We start from the raw sequence: 23,465 nt of genomic DNA, 5'->3' as shown, positions 1-23,465 counted from the left end.
GGTGATGGTTGAAGGGTTTGAATGGTTTCGTCGAAATCGAAATCGAAATCGAGATCGAAATCGCCGTCATTCAAGTGACGGACTTGTTTTGCTCGATTTCGATTCCGATTTCGATTTCGATTTCGATCCTGACTTCTGACTTCTGACTACTGAATCCTGACTTCTGATTCCCCCCCTCACTGCGCCCAATGAATCAATCCCAGGGAGTGCGGGTCCAGGAGGAGTTTGTGGTTGGGGAGCATGCGCACGGTGAAGCCGAAGCGTCCGGGGACCTCGGGGATGAACTGGCCGGAGTAGCGGTACCAGCCGTCCTTGAGAGGCCCGGTCAGGTCCATGCGGGCCGTGCCGCGCTGGGCGAAGGAGCCGTCCGCGGTGACCGGACCGGCGTAGATTTCCATCCGGACGTCCTCCGGAGTCAGGCCGTCGAGGTAGACGTCGGCCTGGACGTCCATGGGCTGGGTCACATGCAGGACATCGGGGGCACTGGCCTGGACGTTGGTAATCCGCAGGGCGTTCCACTTGGTCATGATTTCCATCCGCCAGGAGGCCAGTTGCTTGGCCGGGGCGAAGTTCTCCTCCATCAGGCTGACGGAGTTCTTGTAGGCCGGCTGGTAGGCGTTCTTCACGTAATCCGCGACCATCCGGTGGGAGGTGAAGACCGGGGTGAAGAGCTGGAGGCATTTTTTCATCCGACGGATCCACTCCCGGGGCAGGTTGGTCTGGCCGCGCTCATAGAAGGTGGGGATGACCTCCTTTTCCAGGAGGGTGTAGAGGATCTGGCTTTCCACGAAATCCTGGTAGGCCGAGTCTTCATACTCCTCGCCCTGGCCGATGGCCCAGCCCACGGCGCTGTCCATGCGGTGCGCCTCCACCCACCAGCCGTCCAGGGTGCTGACCTGGAGTACACCGTTGGCAATGGCCTTCATTCCGCTGGTGCCGCAGGCTTCCAGGGGGCGGCGGGGAGTGTTCAGCCAGACGTCGCAGCCTTGGACCATGTACTCGGCCACCTCCATGTCGTAGTCCTCCAGAAAGACCACCCGCTTGCGCACCTCGGGCTGCTGGCAGAACTGGACAAGCTGCTGCATGAACTTTTTGCCCTCGTTGTCGTGGGGGTGGGACTTTCCGGCAAAAATGAACTGTACCGGTCGGTCGGGGTTCGTGAGCAGGCGCAGGAAGCGCTCTTGGTCCGCCAGGAGCAGGGTGGCCCGCTTGTAGGTGGCGAAACGCCGCGCAAAGCCGATGGTCAGGACTTGCGGATCCAGCACTTCGTCGGCTTCCTGCAGTTCCTTGCGCCGGGCCCCGCGATGGACCAGTTGCTCGCGCAGACGAAAGCGGGCGTAGTCCACCACCCGTTCCCGCAGCCGTTCATGGGCCCGCCACAGTTCCCCGTCCGGGATGGTCTCGGCCTGCTGCCAGACCCGTGTGCAGTCCGGATCCTCCTTCCAGTTGCCGCCCAGGTAGCGCTCGAAGAGCATGGCGATGTCCCGGGCCACCCAGGAGGCGATGTGCACGCCGTTGGTCACCGTGCCGATGGGGATGTCCTCCACCGGGTACTGAGGCCAGACCTTTTGCCACATCCGCCGGGAAACATGGCCGTGCAGCTCGCTGACCCCGTTGTTGAACCGGGACAGGCGCAGAGCCAGGACGGTCATGCAGAACCATTCCCCGTCGTTGCGCGGATCTTCCCGGCCCAGGGCCAAAAGCACCTTGAAGGCCAGCCCCAGGCTGCGGGCGTAGCCGTCGAAATAGCGCTGCATCAGCTCCGCGGGGAAGCGGTCGTTGCCGGCCGGGACCGGGGTGTGGGTGGTGAACACGCTGGTGGAGGCGGTCAGTTCCATGGCCGCCTCAAAGGACAGCCCGTACTCGGCCATGAACACCCGGATGCGCTCCAGGCCGGCAAAGGCGGAGTGGCCCTCGTTCATGTGGATCACCCGGGGCGTCAGGCCCAGGATGTTCAGGGCCTTGATCCCGCCGATGCCCAGCAGGATTTCCTGCCAGATGCGCATTTCCAGATCTCCGCCGTAGAGCCGGGAGGTGATTTGCCGGAAGTGGGGCGGGTTCTCGGCGATGTTGGAGTCCAACAGATAAAGCTGGATCCGGCCCACCCGGACCTTCCATATCTGGGCGGACAGCGGCTGACCGGCCAGATCCACGCTGACGGTGATCGGTTTCTGATCCGTGTCGCGGACGAGCTCCATGGGCATCTGGGAGAAGTCGTAGTCCGGGTAGCGTTCGTTCTGCCAACCGTCCGCGGTCAGGTACTGCCGGAAGTAGCCCTGCTGATAAGCCAGGCCCACGCCCACCAGGGGGATGTTCAGATCGCTGGCGGACTTGAGGTGATCTCCGGCCAGGATGCCCAGGCCCCCGGAATAGATGGGCAGGCAGAGGCTCAGTCCGTATTCCAGGCTGAAGTAGGCCACCAAAGGCTGGTTTTCCTTGTAGGCAAAAGGCAGCGCGGTGCTCTTGCGCTCCATGTAGATGTCCTGGCTGTGTTTGACCGCACGCAGGCGCTCCAGGAAAAAGTCGTCCTTGGCCAGGGATTCCAAGGTGGCCTGGGGCAGATGGTTGAGAAAGGCGATGGGGTTCCCGTAGCTTCTGGCCCATAACTTGGGGTCGATCTGGGAAAAGAGCCCGGTCACCTCGTGGTTCCAATCGAACCAGACGTTGTAGGCCAAGTCCCACAAGGCGTGCAGCTTGGCGGGGAGCTTGGGAATGACGCTATAGGTGCGGAGCGGTTTCATGGGGTTCTCCTGAATCGAACACGTTTGGCGAGGGCCGGGAGTTTCCCGGAAGGCCCGTTCCCGCGGGCCGTTGCCGAGGGTGCGGTGAAATGGTCAGGGCAATATCCGGGCTTGCTTTGGAGTTGTGCCAGGGAACGTCCGAAAATTCAATGGTTGAGAATGTCGTCGAGGAGGGGAAATATGTTCTTTTGTTCTCATCAAAAATCCAAATCGCGATCGAAATCGAAATCGAAATCGGAAAATAGCTGTGTATCACCTCGATAAGCCGCCATCTTTATGGATATGACGCTCGATTTCGATCTCGATTTCGATCTCGATTTCGATCTCGATTTCGATCTCGATTTCGATCTCGATTTCGATCTCGATTTCGATCTCGATTTCGATCTCGATTTCGATTTCGACCGCGATAAATCGTCCTGTAAACGCTGGGTCTGTATCATCTTGATTTCACAGGGGGTAAGTCAAGAATAAAATTACTCCGCACATCACGTCGCCCTACTTGCGAGGGCTGGGCGCAAGGGCTATTGAAAAAAACGCGGCGGCACGCCGAAAAAATACATTTCAAAAACCGAGGATTTTTTCCATGCATTCCATTCCAGTCGATGTACGCCTTCTCAGCCCGCTGTGGTCCCAGTCCGATCTGCGGGGCGCCACGCCGGGGTCTTGCGGACTGGATCTGATGGCCTGTTTTACCGAAGAACAGCGGGTCTTGCTTCCGGGAGAACGCACGGCGGTACCCAGCGGTCTGGCCATCGACATCCGCCGACCGGGAATCGCCGGGTTCGTCTACTCCCGCAGCGGGCTGGGCACGAAGCAGGGCTTGGTGGTCAGCCAGGGCGTGGGCGTGATCGATCCCGACTATCGCGGGGAGATCATCGTCTCCTTGCTGAACACCTCCGGGGAGGAAAGGACCATCACCCGCGGCCAGCGCATCGCCCAGTTGATCTTTCAGCCCTTTTTCCCGGCCGAATTCACGGTCCGGGACGAGCTGACCGCCACCCGGCGCGGGGCCGGGGGGTTTGGGCATACGGGGTGAATAGAGCCAGGGGCGTACTCGAAATCGCGATCGAAATCGAGATCGGCATCATCGCCATTCAATGACGGGGCTATTTTCGATTTCGATTTCGATACCGATTTCGATTCCGGCTCCAATGCCAAGTCTGATTGCTCATGTCGTTTGGAAAGTGGAGTGGAATTCACCAACATGCAACGTGTAACTGACGAATTATGCCTATGACATCTTCCCTTGAATTGCTTCAGGAGCGCGAACAGCGCGTATTGTGTCGGACCTACGGTCGCTATCCTTTGGCCGTGGCTTCAGCCTCGGGATGTACCCTCGTCGATCCGGACGGACGGGAGTATCTGGACCTGCTGGCCGGAATCGCCGTGTGCAACCTCGGGCATTCCCACCCGGAACTGCTGGCCGCGATGCGGGACCAGGCCGAGCGGCTGATCCATGTCAGTAATTTGTTCTATCAGGAGGAGCAGTTGATCCTGGCTGAGAAGTTGCTGGCCACCTGCTCCCTGGACAAGGCCTTTTTCTGCAATTCCGGAGCCGAGGCCAACGAGGCGGCCATCAAACTGGCTCGTCGGTACATGCGCAAGGTCAAGGGCCGCGAGGCCTACGAGGTGATCTCCCTGGCCGGGTCGTTCCATGGCCGGACCCTGGCCACGCTGACGGCCACGGGACAGGACAAGGTCAAGGACGGCTTCGCGCCGTTGCCGGAGGGGTTTCTGACCGTTCCGTTCGGGGATTTTTCCGCCCTGGAGCGGGCCGTGTCCGGGAAAACCGCCGCCGTGCTCCTGGAGATCATCCAGGGGGAAGGCGGGGTGCGGCCCTTGACCGACGACTACCTGGCCGCTGTTCAGGAACTGTGCCGGGAGCGGGGCGTGTTGCTGATGGTGGACGAGGTGCAGACCGGGATGGGACGCAGCGGAAGATTCTGGGCCCATCAGCATGCCGGGCTTCGTCCGGATGTTCTGACCACCTCCAAGGCCCTGGCCAACGGCCTGCCCATGGGGGCGATGCTCTGCACCGACGAGGCGGCCCTGGGGTTCGAGCCGGGCAGTCACGCCACCACCTTCGGCGGCGGGCCGGTGGTGTCCATGGTGGCCGCCAAGGTGGTCGACATCCTGCTCCGGGACGACCTGCCCGGCAGGGCCGCGAGCCTTGGCGATCTGGCTCAGGGACTGTTCCGCCAGGTTCAGGCGGCCCATCCGGGCAAGATCGTCGACGTGCGCGGTCGCGGCCTGATGCTGGGCATCGAACTGTCTTTTCCCGGCCAGGACGTCTGGCGTGGGCTTCTGGAAGCGGGCTTTGTCCTGAACCTGACCCAGGACCGGGTGCTTCGGCTTCTTCCGCCGTTGGTCGTTACGGAGGCGGATTTGCGACGGTTCAGTCAAGCCCTGGCTGAAATCCTGGAAAAAACGACTTGATCGGACGGGGGCGTCATGGGTGGGGCAGGGGGGCTTCAGCCTCTTCGCCGTACTCCAAAGCATCTTGCTCCCGAAGGACGTCAACGCCTGGGCCCGGAAGCGGGACGTCTTCGTAGATCAATTCCAGCGGCAGTTCCACGGCCAGACACTCAAACAGGACCGATCCCGAGGTCATGGTCTGGCCGACCCAGTTGTCGGACCGGCGATGCACCTGAACCCGTTCGCGATCCTGATCAACGAGCACGTATTCCCGCAGGCTGGGGATGGTGATGTAGGTGGACAGCTTTTCCTGCTGATCCACCCGGCGTGTAGAGGCGGAAAGAACCTCGACGATCAGGCACGGGCTGGTTCGGAAGTAAGTGTGTCGGTCGTTTTTGTCGCAGGATAGGATGAGGTCCGGGTAGTAGAAGATGGTTTTGCCTTGAAGCTGGATGCGGACTTTCATGTCTGACATGAACAATTGGCAGGGAGTGCCCCGGACATGAGGCCGCAGGGCCGTGGCGATATTCAGGGCGATCAGGCCGTGCCGGTCGCTGGCGCCGACCATGGCGTAGACCGCGCCGTCGATATACTCGTGGCGGACGTCGCTTTCCAACTCACCGGCCAGGTACTCCTGAACGCTGATGGTCTCGACGGGTTGCGCTCTGCCCATGGTTGCCTCCGTCTGGAAGGATTTCAGATCATTGCGGGGTAGGGGGAACGGCTTGATCGTAGAGCAACGCCGTCAGCAAGACAAGGTTTGACCGATCTCGATCGAGGTCGGCTGGATCATTTTTCTTTAACCGAACAAGGAGGTTGCCCATGGACGTTTCCTCGGCACAGGCCCAGGTGGCCGCGGCCAAAATTGAAGCGGAGCGCGAGCGGAGCAGGGAAATCGCGGAGCAGGAACGGCTTCAACAGCAGGATATTCGCCGCCAAGAGGAATTGGCTGCTGCCTCCAGGGCCCCGGAGCAGGCCGCGGGGCAGATCGTCGACGAGGCGGTGTAGCGCGACGGGAAGGATATCGCTCTGTTCTCCACTACTGGCCGATTTTACCCAATTTGGGTCGGAGAGGAACTGCTTCGGAGTGCGAAAAGCAGAGCGTTTTGGATTTCGCGGAGGTGGGCGGGGTCGGTGATTTTTTGGCCCAGGTGGTCCCGGACGTCGAAGGTGTCGGCGATGCGGTCGGCCTGGGTGGCGATTTTGGCGCGATGGACCCGGACCTGGAGACGTTCGAGGGAATCGGCGATCTGGTAGAGGCAGCCGGGGCGGTCGTCGGCGATGATCTCAATCTGGGTGGAAAAGTCGTTGGTCTCGTTGTCGATGTGGACCGTTGGCGGCAATGGGTGGGGGACGACTTTGGCGTTCAACCGGGAACGGCGTTTTTCTTCCAGACGGTAGTCCAGAAAAAGTTTGCCGGTCATGGCGTACTTGACCGCCTGTTTGAGGCGAAAGGCCAATTCTTCCAGGTGCAAAGGGTCCGGCGGGTCCTGAATCTTGAACACGGTGAGCACCACGCCGTCGGGCCAGGTGACCACTTCCGCGGCCAGGACGTTCACCTCGTGCAGGGCCAGTGAGCCGCAGAGCACCGGAAAGATGCCGGGCTGGCCCATGACGGCGAAGGTTACTTCATGGCAGCCCATTTCCGGAAGGTCCGCCGCTTCAACGGTTGCGAGCCCCAGGCCGCCGCGGCCGCCGGGAATGCGTCTTCTTTCCTCGGCCACCTCCCGACCCAGGCGGGCGACGAGGTGGATGTGGCCGCGGATGGTGCCGGGCGGGGTGGTCAGCAGGTAGCGTAAGGGGATTTTTCGCAGGAGTTCATCCAGGTCGGCATCAAGCTTGTCATCCAGTTTGTCATCCAGTTTTTTGGGGACGTCGCGTCCCAAGAAAAGGTGCCTGACCTCTTCTCGAACCCTTTCGACCCGCTTCACGGCTTGGGGTTCGGACAGCGGGCCATGGGCGAAGAGCTTGCGGATTTTGAAGTAGAGATCCTGAAGCAGGGACGCGGTCCACTCGTTCCAGGCCTTGGGGCCGGTGGCCCGGGCGTCGGCCATGCTGAGCAGGAACAGGCGATCCAGCCGCGCTTCGTCGCCGACGCGCTCGGCGCAGGCGGCCACCACCTGTTCGTCGTGCAGATCCTTGCGGGTGGCGGTCTTGAACAGCAGCAGGTGTTCACGGACCAGGAAAATGGTTTCCCGGACGATCGGCTCCGGAACCCGGAAGCGCCCCAGTATCCTCGCGGCCAGTTCCGCCCCGGCCGCGGCATGGTCGGGAGCGCCTTTGCCGATGTCGTGCAGCAACGCCCCCAGGACCAAGGACGTGGCGTCCGGCAGGCGTTGCAGGATGTCTCCCGCCAACACCGACCTTCGTTCCCCATTTCGGGCAGTTTGCTCCTCCACGCCCCTCTTGTTCCACCTGTTCAGCCAACCCAGAGTTTCCATGGTATGCGCCCCCAAAGGGCGCAGATGGTAGGCGTCGAACTGGATTCGGTCCTGGACCCGGCCCAATTCCGGGATCAGGGCGCCCAGTACGCCGGAGGCGAGCAGGTCGCGTCCGGCCTGAACACCGCCGGGAGCCATCAGAATGGCCGTCAGTTCCTGGAGGGTTTCGAAGCGTTCTCCCACGTCCTGAAGCAGAGTGGTGCAGGCGGAAGCCACCGCCTCACGAACCGTCCAGGAAAGGGGCAGGCCGTTTTGCCCCATAGCGGTGAACAGGGCCATGACCTGTTTTCCAGGCGGGAGGTGCCGAGGAGGGAATATCTGGGCAAAGGTCAACCCGTCCGCGGCCAGGACGATGCCCTGTTTGCTTTCTCTTTCCGGCCAGGGGACAACGGACCGGGGACGGTCCAGTCCGCGGATGGTCCGCAGGACTGCCAGGTACATGGCCCGGATGCGCTCCATGGCCTTGTGTAGTTTGCTCAGAAACAACTCCACGGCCAACCCGGCGTTGTTTGCTTCGAACCCCAGGAGACGGGCGACACGGGGTTGCAGTTCCAGATGCAGCACGTCCGCCTTGCGGCCGACCGTTAGGTGCAGGGCCGTGCGGGTTTGGAGCAGAAATGTCACGTCCCGTTCCAGTTGGAGAACGTCCGCTTCAGAGAATGGCCCCGCCGGTTGAGTGGTTATTTGGTTCTTGCCCGGGGCCAAGCGCGGGATCGCCAGCCAAAGCAGGCCGTGGTAGTCCCGAAGGCCGCCGGGGCTGGTCTTGATATTGGGTTCCAGGAGATTTTCCGTCGCAAGGTCGAAAAAGAAATCCGCGTTTCGTTTTCGAGCTCCGCCCGAGAGTGCCTCTGAGAGTTCCCCCGAGACTTCCCCTGGAACTTCCTGCGCGGACTCCGCCGGATTGGAACCATGCGCTCCATGCCTGTCCCGACCACCAAGACTATCGGTCGCGATGGCTGTATCAGCCAGGAGTGCGAGGTCGTGGTGCGCGGCCAGTTCGATAAAGGCCTCGGCGAACCGATGCATCACGGGACGGCTTCCGGCCAGAAACCGCGTTGAAAGCAGGGCGGTGAAGGTCTTATGGTCTTCCTGGGCCAGGGTGAGACATTCCTGGAGGCCGCGAACCCCGTGCCCCAGATCCAGCCCCAGATCCCAGAGCGGGAGAAAGAGCTCTCGACAAAAAGGCCCGGCCGTTTCAGGCACGCTATCCTGGAACAGCACCAGCACGTCCAGATCGGAATAGGGGCACAGAGATTCCCGACCATATCCACCAACGCCCAGAACGACGAAAGAGTCAGCGAAAATCCGGCTTGTATCCTCGGTGGATTGCGTCAGGATTTCCGAAACCCTGGTCTGGAAGTAGCGGTCCGTAAGCCGGGACAAGCACACCGGAAAATCAGTTGGGACCAGCCCTTCGGCCAACGTGGCCCGCAAAAGATCGTCGCGCTCGCCGCGTAACCGAGCGACCGCGCTTTGTCGCGGCGCTGCATCGAGTGGAGGGGAATCGGAAGAATGAATGGAGGAAGAGTCGGGGGAAGGCGACATGGAATGCGTACCGCCGCGGAAAAAGTGAATGGCAACCGCTGAGCGGCGGGGACGGGTGGGGATGTTCGGCTAAAAGGCTTCGACTCTCTGCTCCAAAAAAACGGAGCCTTTACTGAAACCAACGCAGAATCGTGTCCAGAAGATAGCGGAAGATGCCGCCCTTGCTCACGGTGCGTAAGGCAACCAGAGGATGCTCGGCGATCAGGTCGTCTTGGAGATAAACACGCAACTCTCCCACGGGCTGACCGACCTCCACCGGAGCTTCAATCAGTTCCTGAAGAGCCATCTCCTGGCGAAGATTTTCCCGGCTGCCTCTGGGTATGGAGGCGTAAAACGTCGTTTCAACGCCCACGGGCAGGCGGGTCTCCGCTCCAAACCACAGCCGAGGTTCAACGAGAATGTCTCCGGGTTGTTGAATGGTCGCGGTTTCAAATTGCCGAAACCCCCAATTCAGCAGGGCCTGGGATTGGTCCGCCCGGGCCAGTCCGCCTTCACGGGAACTGGAAGCTTCGATGCCCATGACCACGGCCACCAATCGCATGTCGTCGCGTTGGGCCGAGGTCACCAGATTGTATCCGGCCGCCGAGGTCCAGCCGGTTTTCACGCCGTCCACCGAGGGGTCCCGGCCGAGAAGCAGGTTGCGGTTGTGCTGGGTGATGTTGTTGTAGGTGAAGCTGCGTTCCGAGTAGTAACCGTAATATTCCGGGAAGTTGATGATCAGCTCTCTGGCCAGGGTGACGATGTCTCGGGCGGAGGTGTACTGCGTCTGTTCGCTGGGCAGGCCGTGGCTGTTCTGGAATTGGGTGTCGTTCATGCCCAGGGCCAGGGCCTGGGCATTCATCAGGTCCACGAAGGCCGCTTCGGTTCCGGCGATCCGTTCGGCCAGGGCCACGCAGGCGTCGTTGCCGGACTGGACGATCATCCCCCGGATCAGGTCCTCCACGGAGACGTGGCTGCCCACGTCGATGTACATCCGGGACGCTCCGGTCATTCCGGTGCGCCAAGCCTGTTCGCTGACCGGTACGTTCTCGTCCAGGGTCAACTTGCCGGCTTGCAGTTCGCGGAAGACCAGGTAGGCGGTCATGATTTTGGTCAGGCTGGCCGGTTCCACGCGCTGATCCGCGTCTTTGTCCGCCAGGGTCGCGCCGCTGCGGGCGTCCATGAGAAAATAGTTGCGGGCCGTCAGCTCGGAGGGCGGGTTGATGTCCAGGCGGGCGTGGACCGACGCGGCCAAAAGCAGGAAAAGGAAAAAAAGAAAAGAAATACGGAGTAGTCGCATGATACGCCATCCTGGAAAAATGTTTTCAGTCAGATGATGCGGAGCCTGAGGTTGAGGCATCCGCAATATGCTTGGATGTCCTTGGGGCGGGGAGCACGGGAGGTCTATTCCGCTCCGTCGGCATGGGAGGTTCGCATCATTGAAAACAAAATTCAACCGTGAACTCGCCATGATCCGTGGTGAACGGGATGGCCATGATCGGCTCGGAGGAGATGTGATGGATGGTGTGGCCTTTGCCCATGATCACCGTGGGCGTGGCCGATTGGATGGTCAGACCGGTTTCGGCCAGAAGTTGTCGGGACTTCCCGGAAATCATGTTCGTGATTTCCCCCACGGCGTCCTTTGTGTCCGTGATGACGTCTTCAATGGCGTCGCCCAGCATGTTCTTGACCACCGCCAAGGCGCATTTTTGCGTGAAGGTCACGGAGATGGTCCCGCTCTTGTCCCCGGTCAGGCCGATCACGCCGGTAACATCGCCTTTGGCCATGCTGTCCTTCTTGACGTACGGCTTGCCCGCCACGGGGGTGATCATGGCCATGGTGGACAGAACTTCCGTTGTCGCCTTGATGAAGGACTTGGCGATTTCTATGCTCATGGATGGTGCTCCTGGATGGATTGGTGCCGGGCCGGCAACAAGCCACAAAAAAAAGTGTTGGCAATGTGATATATTGGCTAAAATATTTGCCGCAACAGGTCTTCTTCCGAACTCGGTCGCCCCGCGTCGCCGTTCTTTCGTGAGCTGGCCACCTGCTGGGGCTGGGTTCCGGAAACAAAGGGCAGCAGATAAGTTTCTCCCTCCCAGGCCGGTCCGGCCAACAGACCACTGCCGGCGTCGACCCGGGCCATGACCAGCCCGGGGGGAGGGGTGAAGTTTTGCGTGGGATACATGTTTTCCACCTCCTGGCGGTATGCCAGCCAAGCCGGAAGCGCGGCCCGCGAACCTGTCTCCAGGCGGCCCAGAGGGGCGAGTTGGTCAAAACCGATATACACCCCGGTCAGCAGATACGGGGTGTAGCCGATGAACCAAGCGTCGTGGTGGTTGTTGGTGGTGCCGGTCTTTCCGGCCACCGGGCGTCCCAGGGCGCGGGCCCGGCGCCCTGTCCCGTCGCGCACGGCCTCCTCCAGCATGTTGGTAATGATGTATGCGTTCTGGGGGGATATGGCCGGAGTGGCGTGGACTTCGTTTTCCAACAGCACTTCACCCCAGGCCGTATGCACGGAGAGAATGGTTCGGGGTTCGACCGTGGAGCCGTCCCGGGCAAATGCGGAGAACGCTTGGCACATATTGACCAGATTGACCGGGATGGAACCGAGGCTGACGGAGAGGTCGGGGGTGAAGTCGCCTTGGAGGCCGAGTTCCCGAGCTCGTGCGATAATGTTGGTGATGCCCACGGACTGGGCCACCCGGATGGTGACCAGGTTTCTGGATTTGACCAGGGCGGTCCGGAGGAGGGTCGGGCCGTAAAATCGGCCCTCGAAATTTTCCGGTTTCCATGTGTCGCTGGTCGCGGCGTCCGTAAAGACGATGGGCGCGTCCATCACGATGGATGCCGCCGTGTAGCCGTGATCCAGGGCCGCGGAATAAACGATGGGCTTGAACGTGGAACCGGGTTGGCGAACGGCCTGGGTGGCTCGGTTGAAGTGGCTGCGCTGAAAGCTGTAGCCTCCGACCAGGGCCAGGACATCGCCGGTCAGCGGATCGATGGAGGCCAGAGCGCCCTCCACGGTGGGTTCCTGCTCCAGGGCGAGTTCCCACTTCCTGCCCAGCAAGGCCTGGGCGATATCATCGGCCTGCTCGCCGTTCTCCGCTTCCAAGTCCAGGGCCAGTTCGTCCAGGCTCTCGTTCTCCATGGGAAGCAACGAGGCCCACACAACGTCGCCGACCTCCAAGACGCGTTGAGCGTCCCGGATCGGCGGAACATCTTCCGGAGCTCGGGCCGGGTTTGGAGTTCGTGCCCAGCCCATGGCCGCGACGTCCAGCCATCCATGATACGGACCGAAGCGGACATATGCGCCGTCGGCACGCACGTCCGTGACCAGGGCCCGAATCCAGTCGCCGCTCAGCACGGCGTCCATGTCCACATGCTGGTTCTGTAAAAAAATATCCGCCGCCGCGCCGGTCAGCCGTTCGATGGGGCCGCGCCAGCCTTGGCGCTTGCCCAGGGCGATCAGCTCGGAGCGCATGGCCTGTTCCGCCGCGATCTGGTGGCGCAGGTCCACCGCGGTCCGGACTTTCAGTCCGCCGGTGTAGACCTTTTCCTCTCCGTACTTGGCGACCAAATCCCGGCGGACTTCTTCCAGGTACCAGGACCCGCGTTGCCAGGAGGGGTCGCTTCCGCTGTCGAAGACCAACTGTTGTTCCAGGGCCGCCGAATACTCTGCCGGGGAAATCCATCCCAGGGCCAGCAGACGATCCAACACATAGACTTGCCTGGATCTGGCCCCGGCGGCGTTGCGCAACGGATTGTTCAAGGAAGGCGCCTTGGGCAGACCGGCCAGCAGGGCCACCTCGGCCAAATCCAGCTCATGGGCGTGTTTGTTGAAGTAGGTCCTGGCCGCGGCTTCGATGCCGTAGGCCCCGGCGCCGAAGAATATCTGGTTCAGATAGATGGTCAGGATTTCGTCCTTGGTCAGGTAGCGCTCCAGCCGGTAGGCCAGAATGGCTTCCTTGAGCTTGCGCTCATAGCTGCGTTCCGGAGTGAGCAGCAAAGACTTGATCACCTGCTGGGTGATGGTGCTGCCGCCCTGAACGATGCCCCGAGCCTGGATATTGCGGATCAAAGAGCGCATGATCCCTGAGATGTCGATGCCCTCATGTTGATAGAAATTGCTGTCCTCGGCGGCCAGGAAGCTCTGGACGACGTGGGGGGGCAAGTCGGAGGATTCCACCAGAAAACGACGCTCGTTGTAGAAGTAGCCCAAGACTTCGCCGTCCTGGGCCAGCACCGTGGTAACCAATGACGGGTTGTAGTCCGTGATTTTCTTGAAGCTGGGCAGGTCCCGCGCGGCCCAAACATACAGTCCAAGGAGGCCTCCGGCCCCGGCCAGGACCAGAAAAACCACCAGTATAAGGCCAATGATCAACAGTTTACGCATTATCTTGGTCTCGGTTCATCCGCGAAGAGCCCCCAGGCGGTCAGCAAGGAGTCGTGCAAGGAACGCAGGGCGGATGGATCGGTCTTGAACAGGGCGAGAAGCCCCGAAGTTGACGAACAGGTGTTCACGGCCAGGCATTCCGGCGAGGTCAACGTGAACAGCTTGGAATGAATAAACCAGAATGGATAGAGTCGGCAATAATAGGGACGGTCCGTCACGGGCAGAACGCAGCCGTTTTGGTCGAGAAAAATACAGCTTCCGTCAGTGGTTACCGACAAACGATAGTGGGTGTTCCGGGATGGATAGAGCTTTTGGATTTCTTCGCGACGGCCTGGAAACAGCTTATGCACGGCCCGTAAAAAACTTTCGGAATTGGGCTCCTCGACGCATGCCGGAACACCGGGCTCCAAAGCGTGGGGCTCCAGCCGCAAGCGTTCTTCCGGGCTGATGGGGATGCACGAGGCCTCCATCCCGGGAATGATCCGGCAACAGGTCGGAAACTTCTCGGCGCATCGGCCGCAAATGTCGACTGGTTCAGACTGGGTATTCATTGAATCTTTTTGAGCAGACGCACGTATGGGCTCACCCGGCAAATTTGACGCCTCCCTTGCCCAGCAGGTCGTGCAGATGGACCATGCCCTGGAGTCGGCCCGCGGCGTCCACCACGGGCAGAACCGTAATGGCGGCGGATTCCATGACGTCCAGGGCCAGGGCGGCGGTCTGGTCCGGAGAGACGCTGCGCGGGGATTTGGTCATCACCGCGTCCACCGCGATCGCCGGGTCAAGCCGCTCCTGGCAGACCAGCCGCCGGACGTCGCCATCCGTGAGAATGCCCGTGAGACGGCCTTGGTCGTCCACCACGGCCACCGTGCCCAGGCCGCCGGAGTTCAACGCGGTCAGGGTCTGGGCCAGGGCGACTCCGGAGCGGACCACTGGAAGATTTTTCCGATGCATGACGTCCTGGATCAGCAGCCGCAACCGCTGCCCCAGGGTGCCGCCCGGGTGGCAGCGCCGAAAGGCGCAGGCGTCGAAGCGCTTCCAGTGAATCAGGCAGACGGCCAGGGCGTCGCCCACGGCCAGGGCCGCGGTGGTGCTGGCCGTGGGGGCCAGTCCCAGTGGGCAGGCCTCCTTGGGCACGGCGACCTTGATCACGATATCGCTCAACCCGGCCAGGGAGGAGTGCTCGTTGCGGGTCAGGGCCACGACGCGCACTCCCAGGGAGCGCAGGGTGGGCAGAATGGCGTTCAACTCGTCGGTTTCGCCGCTGTTGGAGATGGCCAGGGCCACGTCTTCGGGACGGATCATGCCCAGGTCGCCGTGGGCCCCTTCCACGGGATGCAGAAAAAAGGCCGGAGTGCCGGTGCTGCTCAGGGTGGCCGCGATCTTGCGGCCCACGAGGCCGGACTTGCCCAGGCCGATGACCACGACCCGTCCGGAGCATTCGGCCAGGGTTTCCAGGGCGTCCAGAAAGCCCCGGCCCAGGTCGTCGCGTACGGCGACCAGGCCGGCAATCTCCACGTCCAGGACTTCCCGACTCAGGGCCAGCCAGTCGCGGGCCGGTGCCTGGGATGGTGGGGGAGACAGGGCTTGATGTGCAGCCTGGGGCGGAACCTGGGTCATCGCCGTCCTCCGGAGGTTATCCGCAACACTTGTCTTCCAGGCACATCTTGGAGCAGGCGGGATCCACGTCCAACGGATAGCGTCCGTCGAAGCAGGCCAGACAATAGCCCATGTCCTTGCCGGCCGAGGTCAGCAGGCCGTCGATGCTCAGGTAGTGCAGGCTGTCCAGGCCGATGTAGCGGGCGATGTCCGGGACCGGATGGTTGGAGGCGATCAGTTCTCCCTTGGAGGAAAAGTCGATGCCGAAATAGCAGGGGTGCCGGATGGGCGGGCAGCTGACCCGCATGTGGATCTCCCGAGCTCCCAGCTCGCGCAGCTTTTTGACCCTGGTCCGGATGGTCGTGCCGCGAACGATGGAGTCTTCGATGATCACCAGGCGCTTGTTCTTGATCAGCGAACGGACCGGGTTGAGTTTGACGCGCACGCCGAAGTCCCGCATGTCCTGGGAGGGCTGGATGAAGGTCCGGCCGATGTAGTGGTTGCGGATCATGGCCAGTTCGAAGGGCATGCCCGAGGCTTGGGCGTAGCCCACGGCGGCGTACATCCCGGAGTCCGGGAACGGCATGATGAAGTCCGCGTCCACGGGGGCTTCCTGGGCGAGAAGCTCGCCCATTCTCTTGCGGGCCGCGTAGACCTCCCGACCGAAGACAAACGAGTCCGGCCGCGCGAAATAGACCAACTCGAAGATGCAGGACTTGGAGGGCGCGACCTCGGCGAAGCGCCGTGAGCTGAGACAGCGATCCTCAATGATCACCATTTCCCCGGGCTCGATGCAGCGCAGGTATTCCGCCTCCAGCAGGTCAAAGGCGCAGGTTTCCGAGGCCACCACGTAGGCGTCGCCCATCCGGCCCAGGGACAAGGGGCGGAAACCCAGGGGGTCGCGCAGGGCGATGAGCTTGTTGTTGGCCAGGATGACCAGCGAATAGGCCCCCTGAATCCGAGAGCAAGCCAGGGCGATGGCTTCTTCCAGGCTTTTGCCGTTCAGGTTGCGGGCGATCAGGTGAACGATGACTTCGCTGTCCATGGTGGTCTGGAAGATCGATCCTTGCTCTTCCAATTCCTGACGCAGGGTCTGGGCGTTGACCAGGTTCCCGTTGTGACCGATGGCCAGACGGTATTCCCCGAAGCGGACCATGAAGGGCTGGGCGTTGCGCAGCAGGGAGGCCCCGGTGGTGGAGTAGCGGATGTGACCCACCGCGGTGGAGCCCTTGAGTTCCTTGCCCAGGTGGCGCTCGTTGAACACGTCGGCCACCAGGCCCATGCCCCGCTGCTCGCGAATCTTGGTCCCATCCCAGGTTACGATGCCGGCGCTTTCCTGGCCGCGATGCTGCAGGGCGTACAGTCCGAAATAGGCCATTCTGGCCGCCTCCGGATGCCCGGAAATGCCGACGAGTCCGCAGTATTCTCGTTTCATTGAGCGTGTTCCTGAAAAGTGTGTCGGTGTGTTTTCGGCAATTTTTCGGAAATCCACATGGTCACCATGGCTTCCGTGGAGACCCCGAGGATTTTTGATTGATCAGCCATTGATGCAATCATCCAACTCGGAAAGGAAAAGGAAACGGTCTGTTTTTCCAAGCCTGGCCTTGATGCTTGAGAGAATTCGAGAAAATCGGAAATATCTTCTCCATCATCGAAACGTCGATCAAATTCATCGGCTTTCAGCATAGTGTTCTCGCTCATGAGATTCACCCACGATGATACTCCTGCAAACTCTTCACTTCCATGCCCCGGCCTTTGAGTTCCTGGAGGGCCTGGGCCATGGCTTTGGCTCCGGCCAGGGTGGTGGTGTAGGGGATGCCGTAGAGCAGGGTGGTTTGCCGGATGGAGGAGGAGTCGTGCACGGTTTTCTTCCCGGAGGAGGTGTTGATCACCAGGTCGATGGCCTTGTTTTTGATATGGTCCACCACGTGGGGACGGCCCTCGTGGACCTTGAAGACGTGCTCCGCGCTGAGGCCGTGTTGCTGGAGCAGGCCGGCGGTGCCCTTGGTGGCCAGGATGCGGAAGCCCAGTTCCTGGAATATTTTGGCCACGGGAAGCACCTCCTGCTTGTCCGCGTCGTTCACGGAGATGAACACCGTGCCGGATTCGGGCAGGCGTTGGCCCGCGGCGAGTTGGCTCTTCATGAAGGCCAGGCCGAAGCTCTCGTCAATGCCCATGACCTCCCCGGTGGAGCGCATTTCCGGGCCCAGGAGCACGTCCACGCCGGGAAAGCGGCGGAACGGAAACACGGATTCCTTGACCGAGATGTACTTCAGCGGAACCTGGGCCGGGATGCCCAGATCCTTCAGTTTTTGCCCGAGCATGATCCGGGTGGCCAGTTTGGCCAGGGGCAGGCCGGTGGCCTTGCTCACGAAGGGCGCGGTGCGCGAGGCCCGGGGGTTGACCTCCAGAATGTAGATCGTCCCGTCCTGGACCGCGAACTGGATGTTCATCAGTCCGATCACGCCCAGTTCACGGGCCAGGGCCTCAGTCTGGCGACGGATCTCGGCGATGATTGCCTCGGGCAGGGTGTGCGGAGGCAGGACGCAGGCCGAGTCGCCGGAGTGGATTCCGGCTTCCTCGATATGCTCCATGATCCCGGCCACCAGCGTATCCCGGCCGTCGCTGAGGGCGTCCACGTCCACTTCAATGGCGTGTTGCAGGAATTTGTCGATGAGAATGGGGTGGCCGGGGCAGACCTGGGCCGCCTGGGTGAAGTAGGAGCGCAACTGCGCCTCGTCAAAGACGATCTCCATGGCCCGTCCGCCGAGGACGTAGGAAGGCCGGACCACCACCGGGTAGCCGATGCGTCCGGCAATGACGATGGCCTCGTCCGGGGTCATGGCCGTGCCGTTGGCCGGTTGGCGCAGATTCAGCTTCTGAAGCAGGGCCTGAAAGCGTTCCCGGTCCTCGGCCCGGTCGATGCTGTCCGGGCTGGTACCCAGGATGGGCACGCCGGCGCGCATCAGGGGCACGGCCAGGTTCAGCGGCGTCTGGCCGCCGAACTGGACGATCACGCCCTCGGGCTGTTCCGTCTCCACGATGTTCAGCACGTCCTCGAAGGTCAGGGGCTCGAAATAGAGCCGGTCCGAGGTGTCGTAGTCCGTGCTCACGGTTTCGGGGTTGGAATTGACCATGATCGATTCCACGCCCATTTCCCGCAGGGCATAGGAGGCGTGGACGCAGCAGTAGTCGAATTCGATGCCCTGGCCGATGCGGTTCGGACCGCCGCCCAGAATAACCACCTTGCGCCCGTTGCTGCCTTGGGCGCCGGCCCGGGTCTCGCTTTCCTGCTCGTAGGTGGAATAGTAATAGGGCGTGTAGGCCTCAAACTCCGCGGCGCAGGTGTCCACCAGCTTGTAGGTGGGCAGGATGCTCAACTCCTGGCGCAGTTTGCGGATGTCCGTCTCGGCCCGCTTCCAGACCGCGGCCAACTGGGCGTCGGAAAAGCCCATCTCCTTGGCTCGGCGCAGGATGTCCGCCATGTTCGGGTTGGCGGCGGAGAGGTTCTCGGCCAGGGCGAACTGCTTCAGCTCGTTCTCAAAGACGACGATCTCCGCGATCTGGCGGATGAACCAGGGATCAATGCCCGTGGCCTCCACGATTTCGGCTTCGCCGAGTCCGGCTACCAGGGCCTGGCGCAGAACGAACAGCCGCTTGGAGTGGGGCAGGCGCAGCCCGCTGAGAATGGTTTCATGGTCCGGGACGGACTGGGAAAGATCCGAGCTGAGCCCCGTGACTCCGACTTCCAGGGAACGCATGCCTTTTTGCAGGGCTTCCTTGAAAGTCCGACCAATGGCCATGGTCTCGCCCACGCTTTTCATGGATGTGGTCAGATAGTCCTGGGAGCCGGGAAATTTCTCGAAGGTGAACCGGGGGATCTTGATCACGCAGTAGTCGATGGCCGGCTCGAAGGAGGCCATGGTTTCCCGGGTGATGTCGTTGGGCAGTTCGTCCAGGGTGTAGCCCACGGCCAGCTTGGCCGCGATCTTGGCGATGGGGAAGCCGGTGGCCTTGGAGGCCAGGGCTGAAGAGCGGGACACCCGGGGGTTCATCTCAATGACCACCAGGTCGCCGTTTTGCGGATTGACCGCGAACTGGACGTTGGACCCGCCGGTCTCCACGCCGATCTCGCGCATGATGGCCAGGGAGGCGTTGCGCATCCGCTGGTATTCGGCGTCGGTCAGGGTCTGGGCCGGGGCCACGGTGATGGAGTCCCCGGTATGCACGCCCATGGGATCCAGATTTTCGATGGAGCAGATGATCACGGAGTTGTCGTTCTTGTCCCGCATCACCTCCAGCTCGAATTCCTTCCAACCCAGGACGGACTCTTCCAGCATCACCTCGGTCTTCATGCTGGCGGTCAAGCCCTGTTCGGCCAGGGCTTCAAGGTCTTCCTGGTTGTAGGCCACCCCGCCGCCGGTGCCGCCCAGGGTGAAGGCCGGACGGACAATGATCGGAAAGCTGATCTCCCGGGCCGCTTGGCGGACCTGCTCCATGTTCCGGGCGATCAGGCTTTTGGGAACGTTCAGGCCGATGTTGTGCATGGCCTGGCGAAATTCTTCCCGGCTTTCGGCCTTGCGAATAGCCTCCTGCGTCGCGCCGATGAGTTCCACGCCGTACTGGTCCAGGACCCCGGACTCGGCCAGGGCCAGCCCCGTGTTCAGACCGGTTTGACCACCCAGAGTGGGCAACAGGGCGTCCGGACGCTCCCGGGCGATGATCTTGGCCACCACTTCCGGATCAATGGGTTCGATGTAGGTTTTATCGGCCAATTCCGGATCGGTCATGATCGTGGCCGGATTGGAATTGACCAGAATGACCTCGTAGCCCTCTTCCTTCAGGGCTTTGAGGGCCTGGGTCCCGGAATAATCGAATTCGCAGGCCTGACCAATGACGATGGGGCCGGAGCCGATGAGCAGAATGCGGCGAAGATCGGTTCGTTTGGGCATGTTGGAATGTCTCGAAAACGGGTTCTTGGGGTGGTGGCGAAATGAATGGACCTGGAACGGGAACGCGTCGCGCCGTGACCTTAGGCCGTCCGGTTTGGACTGTTCGCCGAGCCGGTCACGATACAGCGGCGCGTGGATCAACCGTTCGGTCGTTTACAAGAGAGCGCCTGTAAACGCAAACACAACGGCATTTCAGGCTTGGAAAAATAAGACATTCAGTGTCATTTCTTTTTGTCGCCCCTCGTGTTAAGATTGTTAAAAAAATCACGTGACCTGTCGATAAGGCTGAAACAAAAAGAGTTTATCACGACGCTTCGTCAAATGCGGCGGCGTTCGCGAGACACGACGGCGCGGAGTTCGGACGATCGGGCCATGGACTTTTCATGTCGTTGGCGGCGTCCCGCCACGACAAACATGCGCGGAGGCAGGATGGCACAGGAGAACCTCGTTCAAAAAGGTCCGGAAGCGGAACTGCTGCAATTGGTCACCTTCCACATCGGGGAAGAGGAATTCGGCGTGGAGATCCTCAAGGTCCAGGAGATCATCCGGATGATGGGCATCACCAGGGTGCCCAAGGCCCCGGATTTCGTGGAAGGAGTGATCAACCTGCGGGGCAAGGTCATTCCGATCATCGATCTGCGCAAGCGCTTTGGAATGACGACCCAGGAGCACGACAAGCACACCCGGATCATCGTCATCGAAATCAACAACGTCATCGTCGGCTTCGTGGTGGATTCGGTTTCCGAAGTGCTGCGCATCCCGGCGAATACGGTGGAACCGCCCCCGGCCATCATCTCGGGGATCGAATCCGAATACATCAACGGAGTGGGCAAGCTGGCCGACAGGTTGTTGATCCTGTTGGACCTGGATCGCCTGTTGAGCAGGGGCGAACAGAGCATGCTGGCCGGCATTTAGGTTGTTTCCGGCCTGAAGCGCGTTGGTTCGAATAGCCGCTCACGTAACGAAACAGAAGGAGACCGAGGCAATGAAGAACATGACCATTCGAATGAAGCTGATCATCGCGGGGGTGGTGGCGACCATCATTCCCCTGGTGCTTATCGCGGGGATAGCCATGTGGAAGGCCGAGCAGGCCGAGGAGATCGCGGCGCACGCGGTGGAGCAGCTCGCAAGGAATCAGAACGAGGGCGTCGTGTCCGGGGTCGTGGCCATGGTCACCAGCATGCAGGAAGTGCTGGAGCAAAAGACCATCAGCGACCTGAACGTGGCCCGGGACATTTTGCGCCGGACCGGCCGGGTGCATTTCGCGGAGGCCACCGTGCAATGGCGGGCGATCAATCAATTTTCCCGTGAAGAGACAAATATCCGCCTGCCGAGGATGATGGTCGGCGACACCTGGCTGGGCCAGAACGCCAACGTGGACCGCTATTCGCCGATTGTCGACGACACCCGGGAACTGGTGGGCGGCACCGCCACCATTTTTCAACGCATGAACGAGGCCGGAGACATGCTCCGGGTGAGCACCAACGTCCAGACCCTGGACGGAAACAGGGCCATCGGCACCTACATTCCGGCGCGCAACCCGGACGGGACCCCCAACCGGGTCTTGGAGCGCGTGCTGTCCGGACAGCGTTTTATCGGTCGGGCCTTTGTGGTCAACGCCTGGTATGTCACGGCCTATGAGCCGATTATGGACGATGGCGGCAGGGTCGTGGGCGTGTTGTATGTCGGAGTGCCGGAAGAAAGCGCCGAGAGTCTGCGTCGACAGATCATGGAGATCACGGTGGGCGAGACCGGCTATGTGTTCGTGGTCGACTCCAAAGGCCAATATATCATTTCCCACCATGGCGCACAGGACGGCGAGAACATCTGGGAGGCCCGGGACGCCGGCGGCAGGTTGTTTGTTCAAGAAATGATCGCCAGAGCCAAGGCCTTGAGAACCGGGGAATTCGCCGAAGACCGCTATCCCTGGAAAAATCCGGGGGAAGCCGAAGCCCGGATGAAGACCGTCAGCATCGCTTACTTTGCGCCTTGGGACTGGATTATCGGCGCGGGAACTTTCGACGAGGAAATTTTTCAGGATGTGGAATTGATCAGGACCACGAACAGCCAGGGCCGGATGGTCATTTGGAGCGTTCTCGCGGCGACCCTGATCGCCGTGGTGGCCTTATGGCTGCTGCTGGCCTCCCGGATTACCGGACCCATCAATCGTTTGATGAAGTACGCCGAAGCCGTGGCCGGTGGAGACCTGCACGCCCAGTCCAACATTGATCAACAGGACGAGGTCGGGAAGCTGAACCGGAGCATTCAATCCATGGTCGGCACCTTGATCGAAAAAATGGAAGAGGCCGACGTCAAGGCCAAGGAGGCGGAGCAGAAGGCCGAGGAATGCAACCTGGCCACTCAGGAGGCCGAGGAAGCCAAACGCCAAGCCGAACAAGCCCAACGCGACGGGATGCTCCAGGCCGCCGGACGCATTGAAGGCGTGGTGGAACAGGTCGGATCGGCCTCCGAACAGTTGGCGGCTCAGGTGGAGCAGGCCAGCCGGGGCGCGGAAGAGCAGCGCTCCCGCACCGGCGAAACGGCCACGGCCATGGAAGAGATGAACGCCACGGTTCTGGAGGTTGCCAAGAACGCCTCCCAGGCCGCCGAGGCCTCGGATATGGCCCGGACCAAGGCCGTGAACGGCGCGGACGTGGTCAGCGCCTCGGTCGCCGCCATCAACAAGGTTCAGCGGCAGGCCGGAGAAATGAAAAACAATCTCAGTCAACTGGGACAGCAGGCCGAACAGATCGGACGGATCATGAACGTGATCGAGGATATCGCGGATCAGACCAACCTCCTGGCCCTGAACGCGGCCATCGAGGCGGCCCGGGCCGGGGACGCTGGACGCGGCTTCGCCGTGGTGGCCGACGAGGTCCGCAAGCTGGCGGAAAAGACCATGAACGCCACCAAGGAAGTGGGCGACGCCATTTCCGCCATCCAGCAGGGCACCAGGAACAACATCCAGGGCATGGATCAGTCCGTGGCCGCCATTGAGGAAGCCACGCAACTGGCCAACAAGTCGGGCGAAGCCCTGAAGGAAATCCTGGCCCTGGCCGAACAGGCCGCTGACCAGGTCCGGTCCATCGCCACGGCCGCGGAACAGCAGTCCGCCACCAGTGAGGAGATCAATCGCGGCGTGGAGGACATCAACCGCATCGCCTCGCAAACCAGCGAGGTCATGAACCAGTCCGCCGAAGCCGTGTCCGAACTGGCCAGGCAAGGAAACGAGCTGCGGGAGCTGGTCCGGCAGCTGAAAGAAGCTTGATGCGCAGGGACTGTTTCTTCGCGGTCGTCAAAAGGCGACCGCGAAGGAACGGTTCGCGACGCCGTCATACTTGAGATTCATCCGGCTGGAAGGTATCGCCCGATCGGCGACGTTCCAGTCGGATGAATC

At 61.4% G+C, this 23,465-nt stretch carries 17 protein-coding genes; 6 read left to right on the top strand and 11 right to left on the bottom strand.

Annotated features, from left to right (window positions below):
* Positions 1–176: 176 nt before the first annotated feature.
* A complete protein-coding gene (glgP, locus tag DESLA_RS0106680) occupies positions 177–2,741 on the bottom strand; it encodes an alpha-glucan family phosphorylase (protein ID WP_028571849.1) in 2,565 nt (854 codons plus the stop codon).
* A gap of 276 nt (positions 2,742–3,017) precedes the next feature.
* Here glgP and DESLA_RS19195 point away from each other — a divergent pair, with 276 nt between their 5' ends.
* From DESLA_RS19195 to DESLA_RS0106660, 3 genes are all read left to right on the top strand, one after another.
* Positions 3,018–3,212: a hypothetical protein gene (locus tag DESLA_RS19195; protein ID WP_035261466.1), complete on the top strand. Its 195-nt coding sequence runs from the start codon at positions 3,018–3,020 to the stop codon at positions 3,210–3,212.
* A gap of 112 nt (positions 3,213–3,324) precedes the next feature.
* Positions 3,325–3,777, top strand: a complete 453-nt coding sequence (dut, locus tag DESLA_RS0106665) for a dUTP diphosphatase (protein WP_028571848.1) — start codon at positions 3,325–3,327, stop codon at positions 3,775–3,777.
* 197 nt (positions 3,778–3,974) lie between these two features.
* Positions 3,975–5,177: an aspartate aminotransferase family protein gene (locus tag DESLA_RS0106660; protein ID WP_028571847.1), complete on the top strand. Its 1,203-nt coding sequence runs from the start codon at positions 3,975–3,977 to the stop codon at positions 5,175–5,177.
* A gap of 13 nt (positions 5,178–5,190) precedes the next feature.
* Here DESLA_RS0106660 and DESLA_RS19190 read toward each other — a convergent pair whose 3' ends face one another.
* Positions 5,191–5,829, bottom strand: a complete 639-nt coding sequence (locus DESLA_RS19190) for a Uma2 family endonuclease (RefSeq protein WP_051434460.1) — start codon at positions 5,827–5,829, stop codon at positions 5,191–5,193.
* Between the two features lie 149 nt (positions 5,830–5,978).
* On the opposite strand from DESLA_RS19190, the gene DESLA_RS0106645 reads away from it, so the two are divergent.
* A complete protein-coding gene (locus DESLA_RS0106645) occupies positions 5,979–6,164 on the top strand; it encodes a hypothetical protein (protein ID WP_028571846.1) in 186 nt (61 codons plus the stop codon).
* Between the two features lie 44 nt (positions 6,165–6,208).
* Here the strand turns inward: DESLA_RS0106645 and DESLA_RS0106640 are convergent, their stop codons facing one another.
* The 9 genes from DESLA_RS0106640 to carB form a co-directional block, all read right to left on the bottom strand.
* Positions 6,209–9,142: a [protein-PII] uridylyltransferase family protein gene (locus DESLA_RS0106640; RefSeq protein ID WP_084031943.1), complete on the bottom strand. Its 2,934-nt coding sequence runs from the start codon at positions 9,140–9,142 to the stop codon at positions 6,209–6,211.
* A gap of 109 nt (positions 9,143–9,251) precedes the next feature.
* On the bottom strand, positions 9,252–10,421 hold the full coding sequence (locus DESLA_RS0106635; RefSeq protein ID WP_028571844.1) for a D-alanyl-D-alanine carboxypeptidase family protein: 1,170 nt from the start codon (positions 10,419–10,421) through the stop codon (positions 9,252–9,254).
* 136 nt (positions 10,422–10,557) lie between these two features.
* Entirely contained in the window at positions 10,558–11,016 is a 459-nt protein-coding gene (locus DESLA_RS0106630) for a chemotaxis protein CheX (RefSeq protein ID WP_028571843.1), read from the bottom strand.
* A gap of 77 nt (positions 11,017–11,093) precedes the next feature.
* On the bottom strand, positions 11,094–13,517 hold the full coding sequence (locus DESLA_RS0106625; protein ID WP_028571842.1) for a penicillin-binding protein 1A: 2,424 nt from the start codon (positions 13,515–13,517) through the stop codon (positions 11,094–11,096).
* Positions 13,517–14,068 (bottom strand): YkgJ family cysteine cluster protein, encoded by a 552-nt coding sequence (locus DESLA_RS0106620; protein ID WP_028571841.1) that lies wholly within the window; start codon positions 14,066–14,068, stop codon positions 13,517–13,519. Before DESLA_RS0106620 ends, DESLA_RS0106625 begins: the two co-directional genes overlap by 1 nt.
* Positions 14,069–14,099: 31 nt before the next feature.
* The gene (locus DESLA_RS0106615) at positions 14,100–15,137 is read right to left on the bottom strand and encodes a KpsF/GutQ family sugar-phosphate isomerase (protein ID WP_211239039.1); all 1,038 of its coding nucleotides are present in this window, start codon (positions 15,135–15,137) and stop codon (positions 14,100–14,102) included.
* A 16-nt stretch (positions 15,138–15,153) separates the two neighbouring features.
* Complete coding sequence (gene purF, locus DESLA_RS0106610; protein WP_028571839.1) at positions 15,154–16,551, bottom strand: amidophosphoribosyltransferase; 1,398 nt, start codon at positions 16,549–16,551, stop codon at positions 15,154–15,156.
* On the bottom strand, positions 16,548–16,817 hold the full coding sequence (gene brnA, locus DESLA_RS0106605; protein WP_211239038.1) for a type II toxin-antitoxin system BrnA family antitoxin: 270 nt from the start codon (positions 16,815–16,817) through the stop codon (positions 16,548–16,550). The genes purF and brnA overlap by 4 nt, the downstream gene beginning before the upstream one ends.
* Positions 16,818–16,822: 5 nt before the next feature.
* Positions 16,823–20,068, bottom strand: a complete 3,246-nt coding sequence (gene carB / locus DESLA_RS0106600; protein WP_028571837.1) for a carbamoyl-phosphate synthase large subunit — start codon at positions 20,066–20,068, stop codon at positions 16,823–16,825.
* 429 nt (positions 20,069–20,497) lie between these two features.
* On the opposite strand from carB, the gene DESLA_RS0106595 reads away from it, so the two are divergent.
* Complete coding sequence (locus tag DESLA_RS0106595; protein WP_028571836.1) at positions 20,498–20,983, top strand: chemotaxis protein CheW; 486 nt, start codon at positions 20,498–20,500, stop codon at positions 20,981–20,983.
* 70 nt (positions 20,984–21,053) lie between these two features.
* Entirely contained in the window at positions 21,054–23,336 is a 2,283-nt protein-coding gene (locus DESLA_RS23435; protein WP_051434457.1) for a methyl-accepting chemotaxis protein, read from the top strand.
* The last annotated feature ends 129 nt before the right edge of the window (positions 23,337–23,465 follow it).

The organism is Desulfonatronum lacustre DSM 10312, assembly GCF_000519265.1.
Taxonomy (GTDB): Bacteria; Desulfobacterota; Desulfovibrionia; order Desulfovibrionales; family Desulfonatronaceae; genus Desulfonatronum; species Desulfonatronum lacustre.
This window is presented reverse-complemented; position numbering and strand designations above follow the sequence as displayed.

Excerpts from the sequence above, each read along its gene's own strand:
- glgP (WP_028571849.1), bottom strand. The coding sequence starts at position 2,741 with ATGAAACCGCTCCGCACCTATAGCGTCATTCCCAAGCTCCCCGCCAAG.
- DESLA_RS19195 (WP_035261466.1), top strand. The coding sequence starts at position 3,018 with ATGGATATGACGCTCGATTTCGATCTCGATTTCGATCTCGATTTCGAT.
- dut (WP_028571848.1), top strand. The coding sequence starts at position 3,325 with ATGCATTCCATTCCAGTCGATGTACGCCTTCTCAGCCCGCTGTGGTCC.
- DESLA_RS0106660 (WP_028571847.1), top strand. The coding sequence starts at position 3,975 with ATGACATCTTCCCTTGAATTGCTTCAGGAGCGCGAACAGCGCGTATTG.
- DESLA_RS19190 (WP_051434460.1), bottom strand. The coding sequence starts at position 5,829 with ATGGGCAGAGCGCAACCCGTCGAGACCATCAGCGTTCAGGAGTACCTG.
- DESLA_RS0106645 (WP_028571846.1), top strand. The coding sequence starts at position 5,979 with ATGGACGTTTCCTCGGCACAGGCCCAGGTGGCCGCGGCCAAAATTGAA.
- DESLA_RS0106640 (WP_084031943.1), bottom strand. The coding sequence starts at position 9,142 with ATGTCGCCTTCCCCCGACTCTTCCTCCATTCATTCTTCCGATTCCCCT.
- DESLA_RS0106635 (WP_028571844.1), bottom strand. The coding sequence starts at position 10,421 with ATGCGACTACTCCGTATTTCTTTTCTTTTTTTCCTTTTCCTGCTTTTG.
- DESLA_RS0106630 (WP_028571843.1), bottom strand. The coding sequence starts at position 11,016 with ATGAGCATAGAAATCGCCAAGTCCTTCATCAAGGCGACAACGGAAGTT.
- DESLA_RS0106625 (WP_028571842.1), bottom strand. The coding sequence starts at position 13,517 with ATGCGTAAACTGTTGATCATTGGCCTTATACTGGTGGTTTTTCTGGTC.
- DESLA_RS0106620 (WP_028571841.1), bottom strand. The coding sequence starts at position 14,068 with ATGAATACCCAGTCTGAACCAGTCGACATTTGCGGCCGATGCGCCGAG.
- DESLA_RS0106615 (WP_211239039.1), bottom strand. The coding sequence starts at position 15,137 with ATGACCCAGGTTCCGCCCCAGGCTGCACATCAAGCCCTGTCTCCCCCA.
- purF (WP_028571839.1), bottom strand. The coding sequence starts at position 16,551 with ATGAAACGAGAATACTGCGGACTCGTCGGCATTTCCGGGCATCCGGAG.
- brnA (WP_211239038.1), bottom strand. The coding sequence starts at position 16,817 with ATGAGCGAGAACACTATGCTGAAAGCCGATGAATTTGATCGACGTTTC.
- carB (WP_028571837.1), bottom strand. The coding sequence starts at position 20,068 with ATGCCCAAACGAACCGATCTTCGCCGCATTCTGCTCATCGGCTCCGGC.
- DESLA_RS0106595 (WP_028571836.1), top strand. The coding sequence starts at position 20,498 with ATGGCACAGGAGAACCTCGTTCAAAAAGGTCCGGAAGCGGAACTGCTG.
- DESLA_RS23435 (WP_051434457.1), top strand. The coding sequence starts at position 21,054 with ATGAAGAACATGACCATTCGAATGAAGCTGATCATCGCGGGGGTGGTG.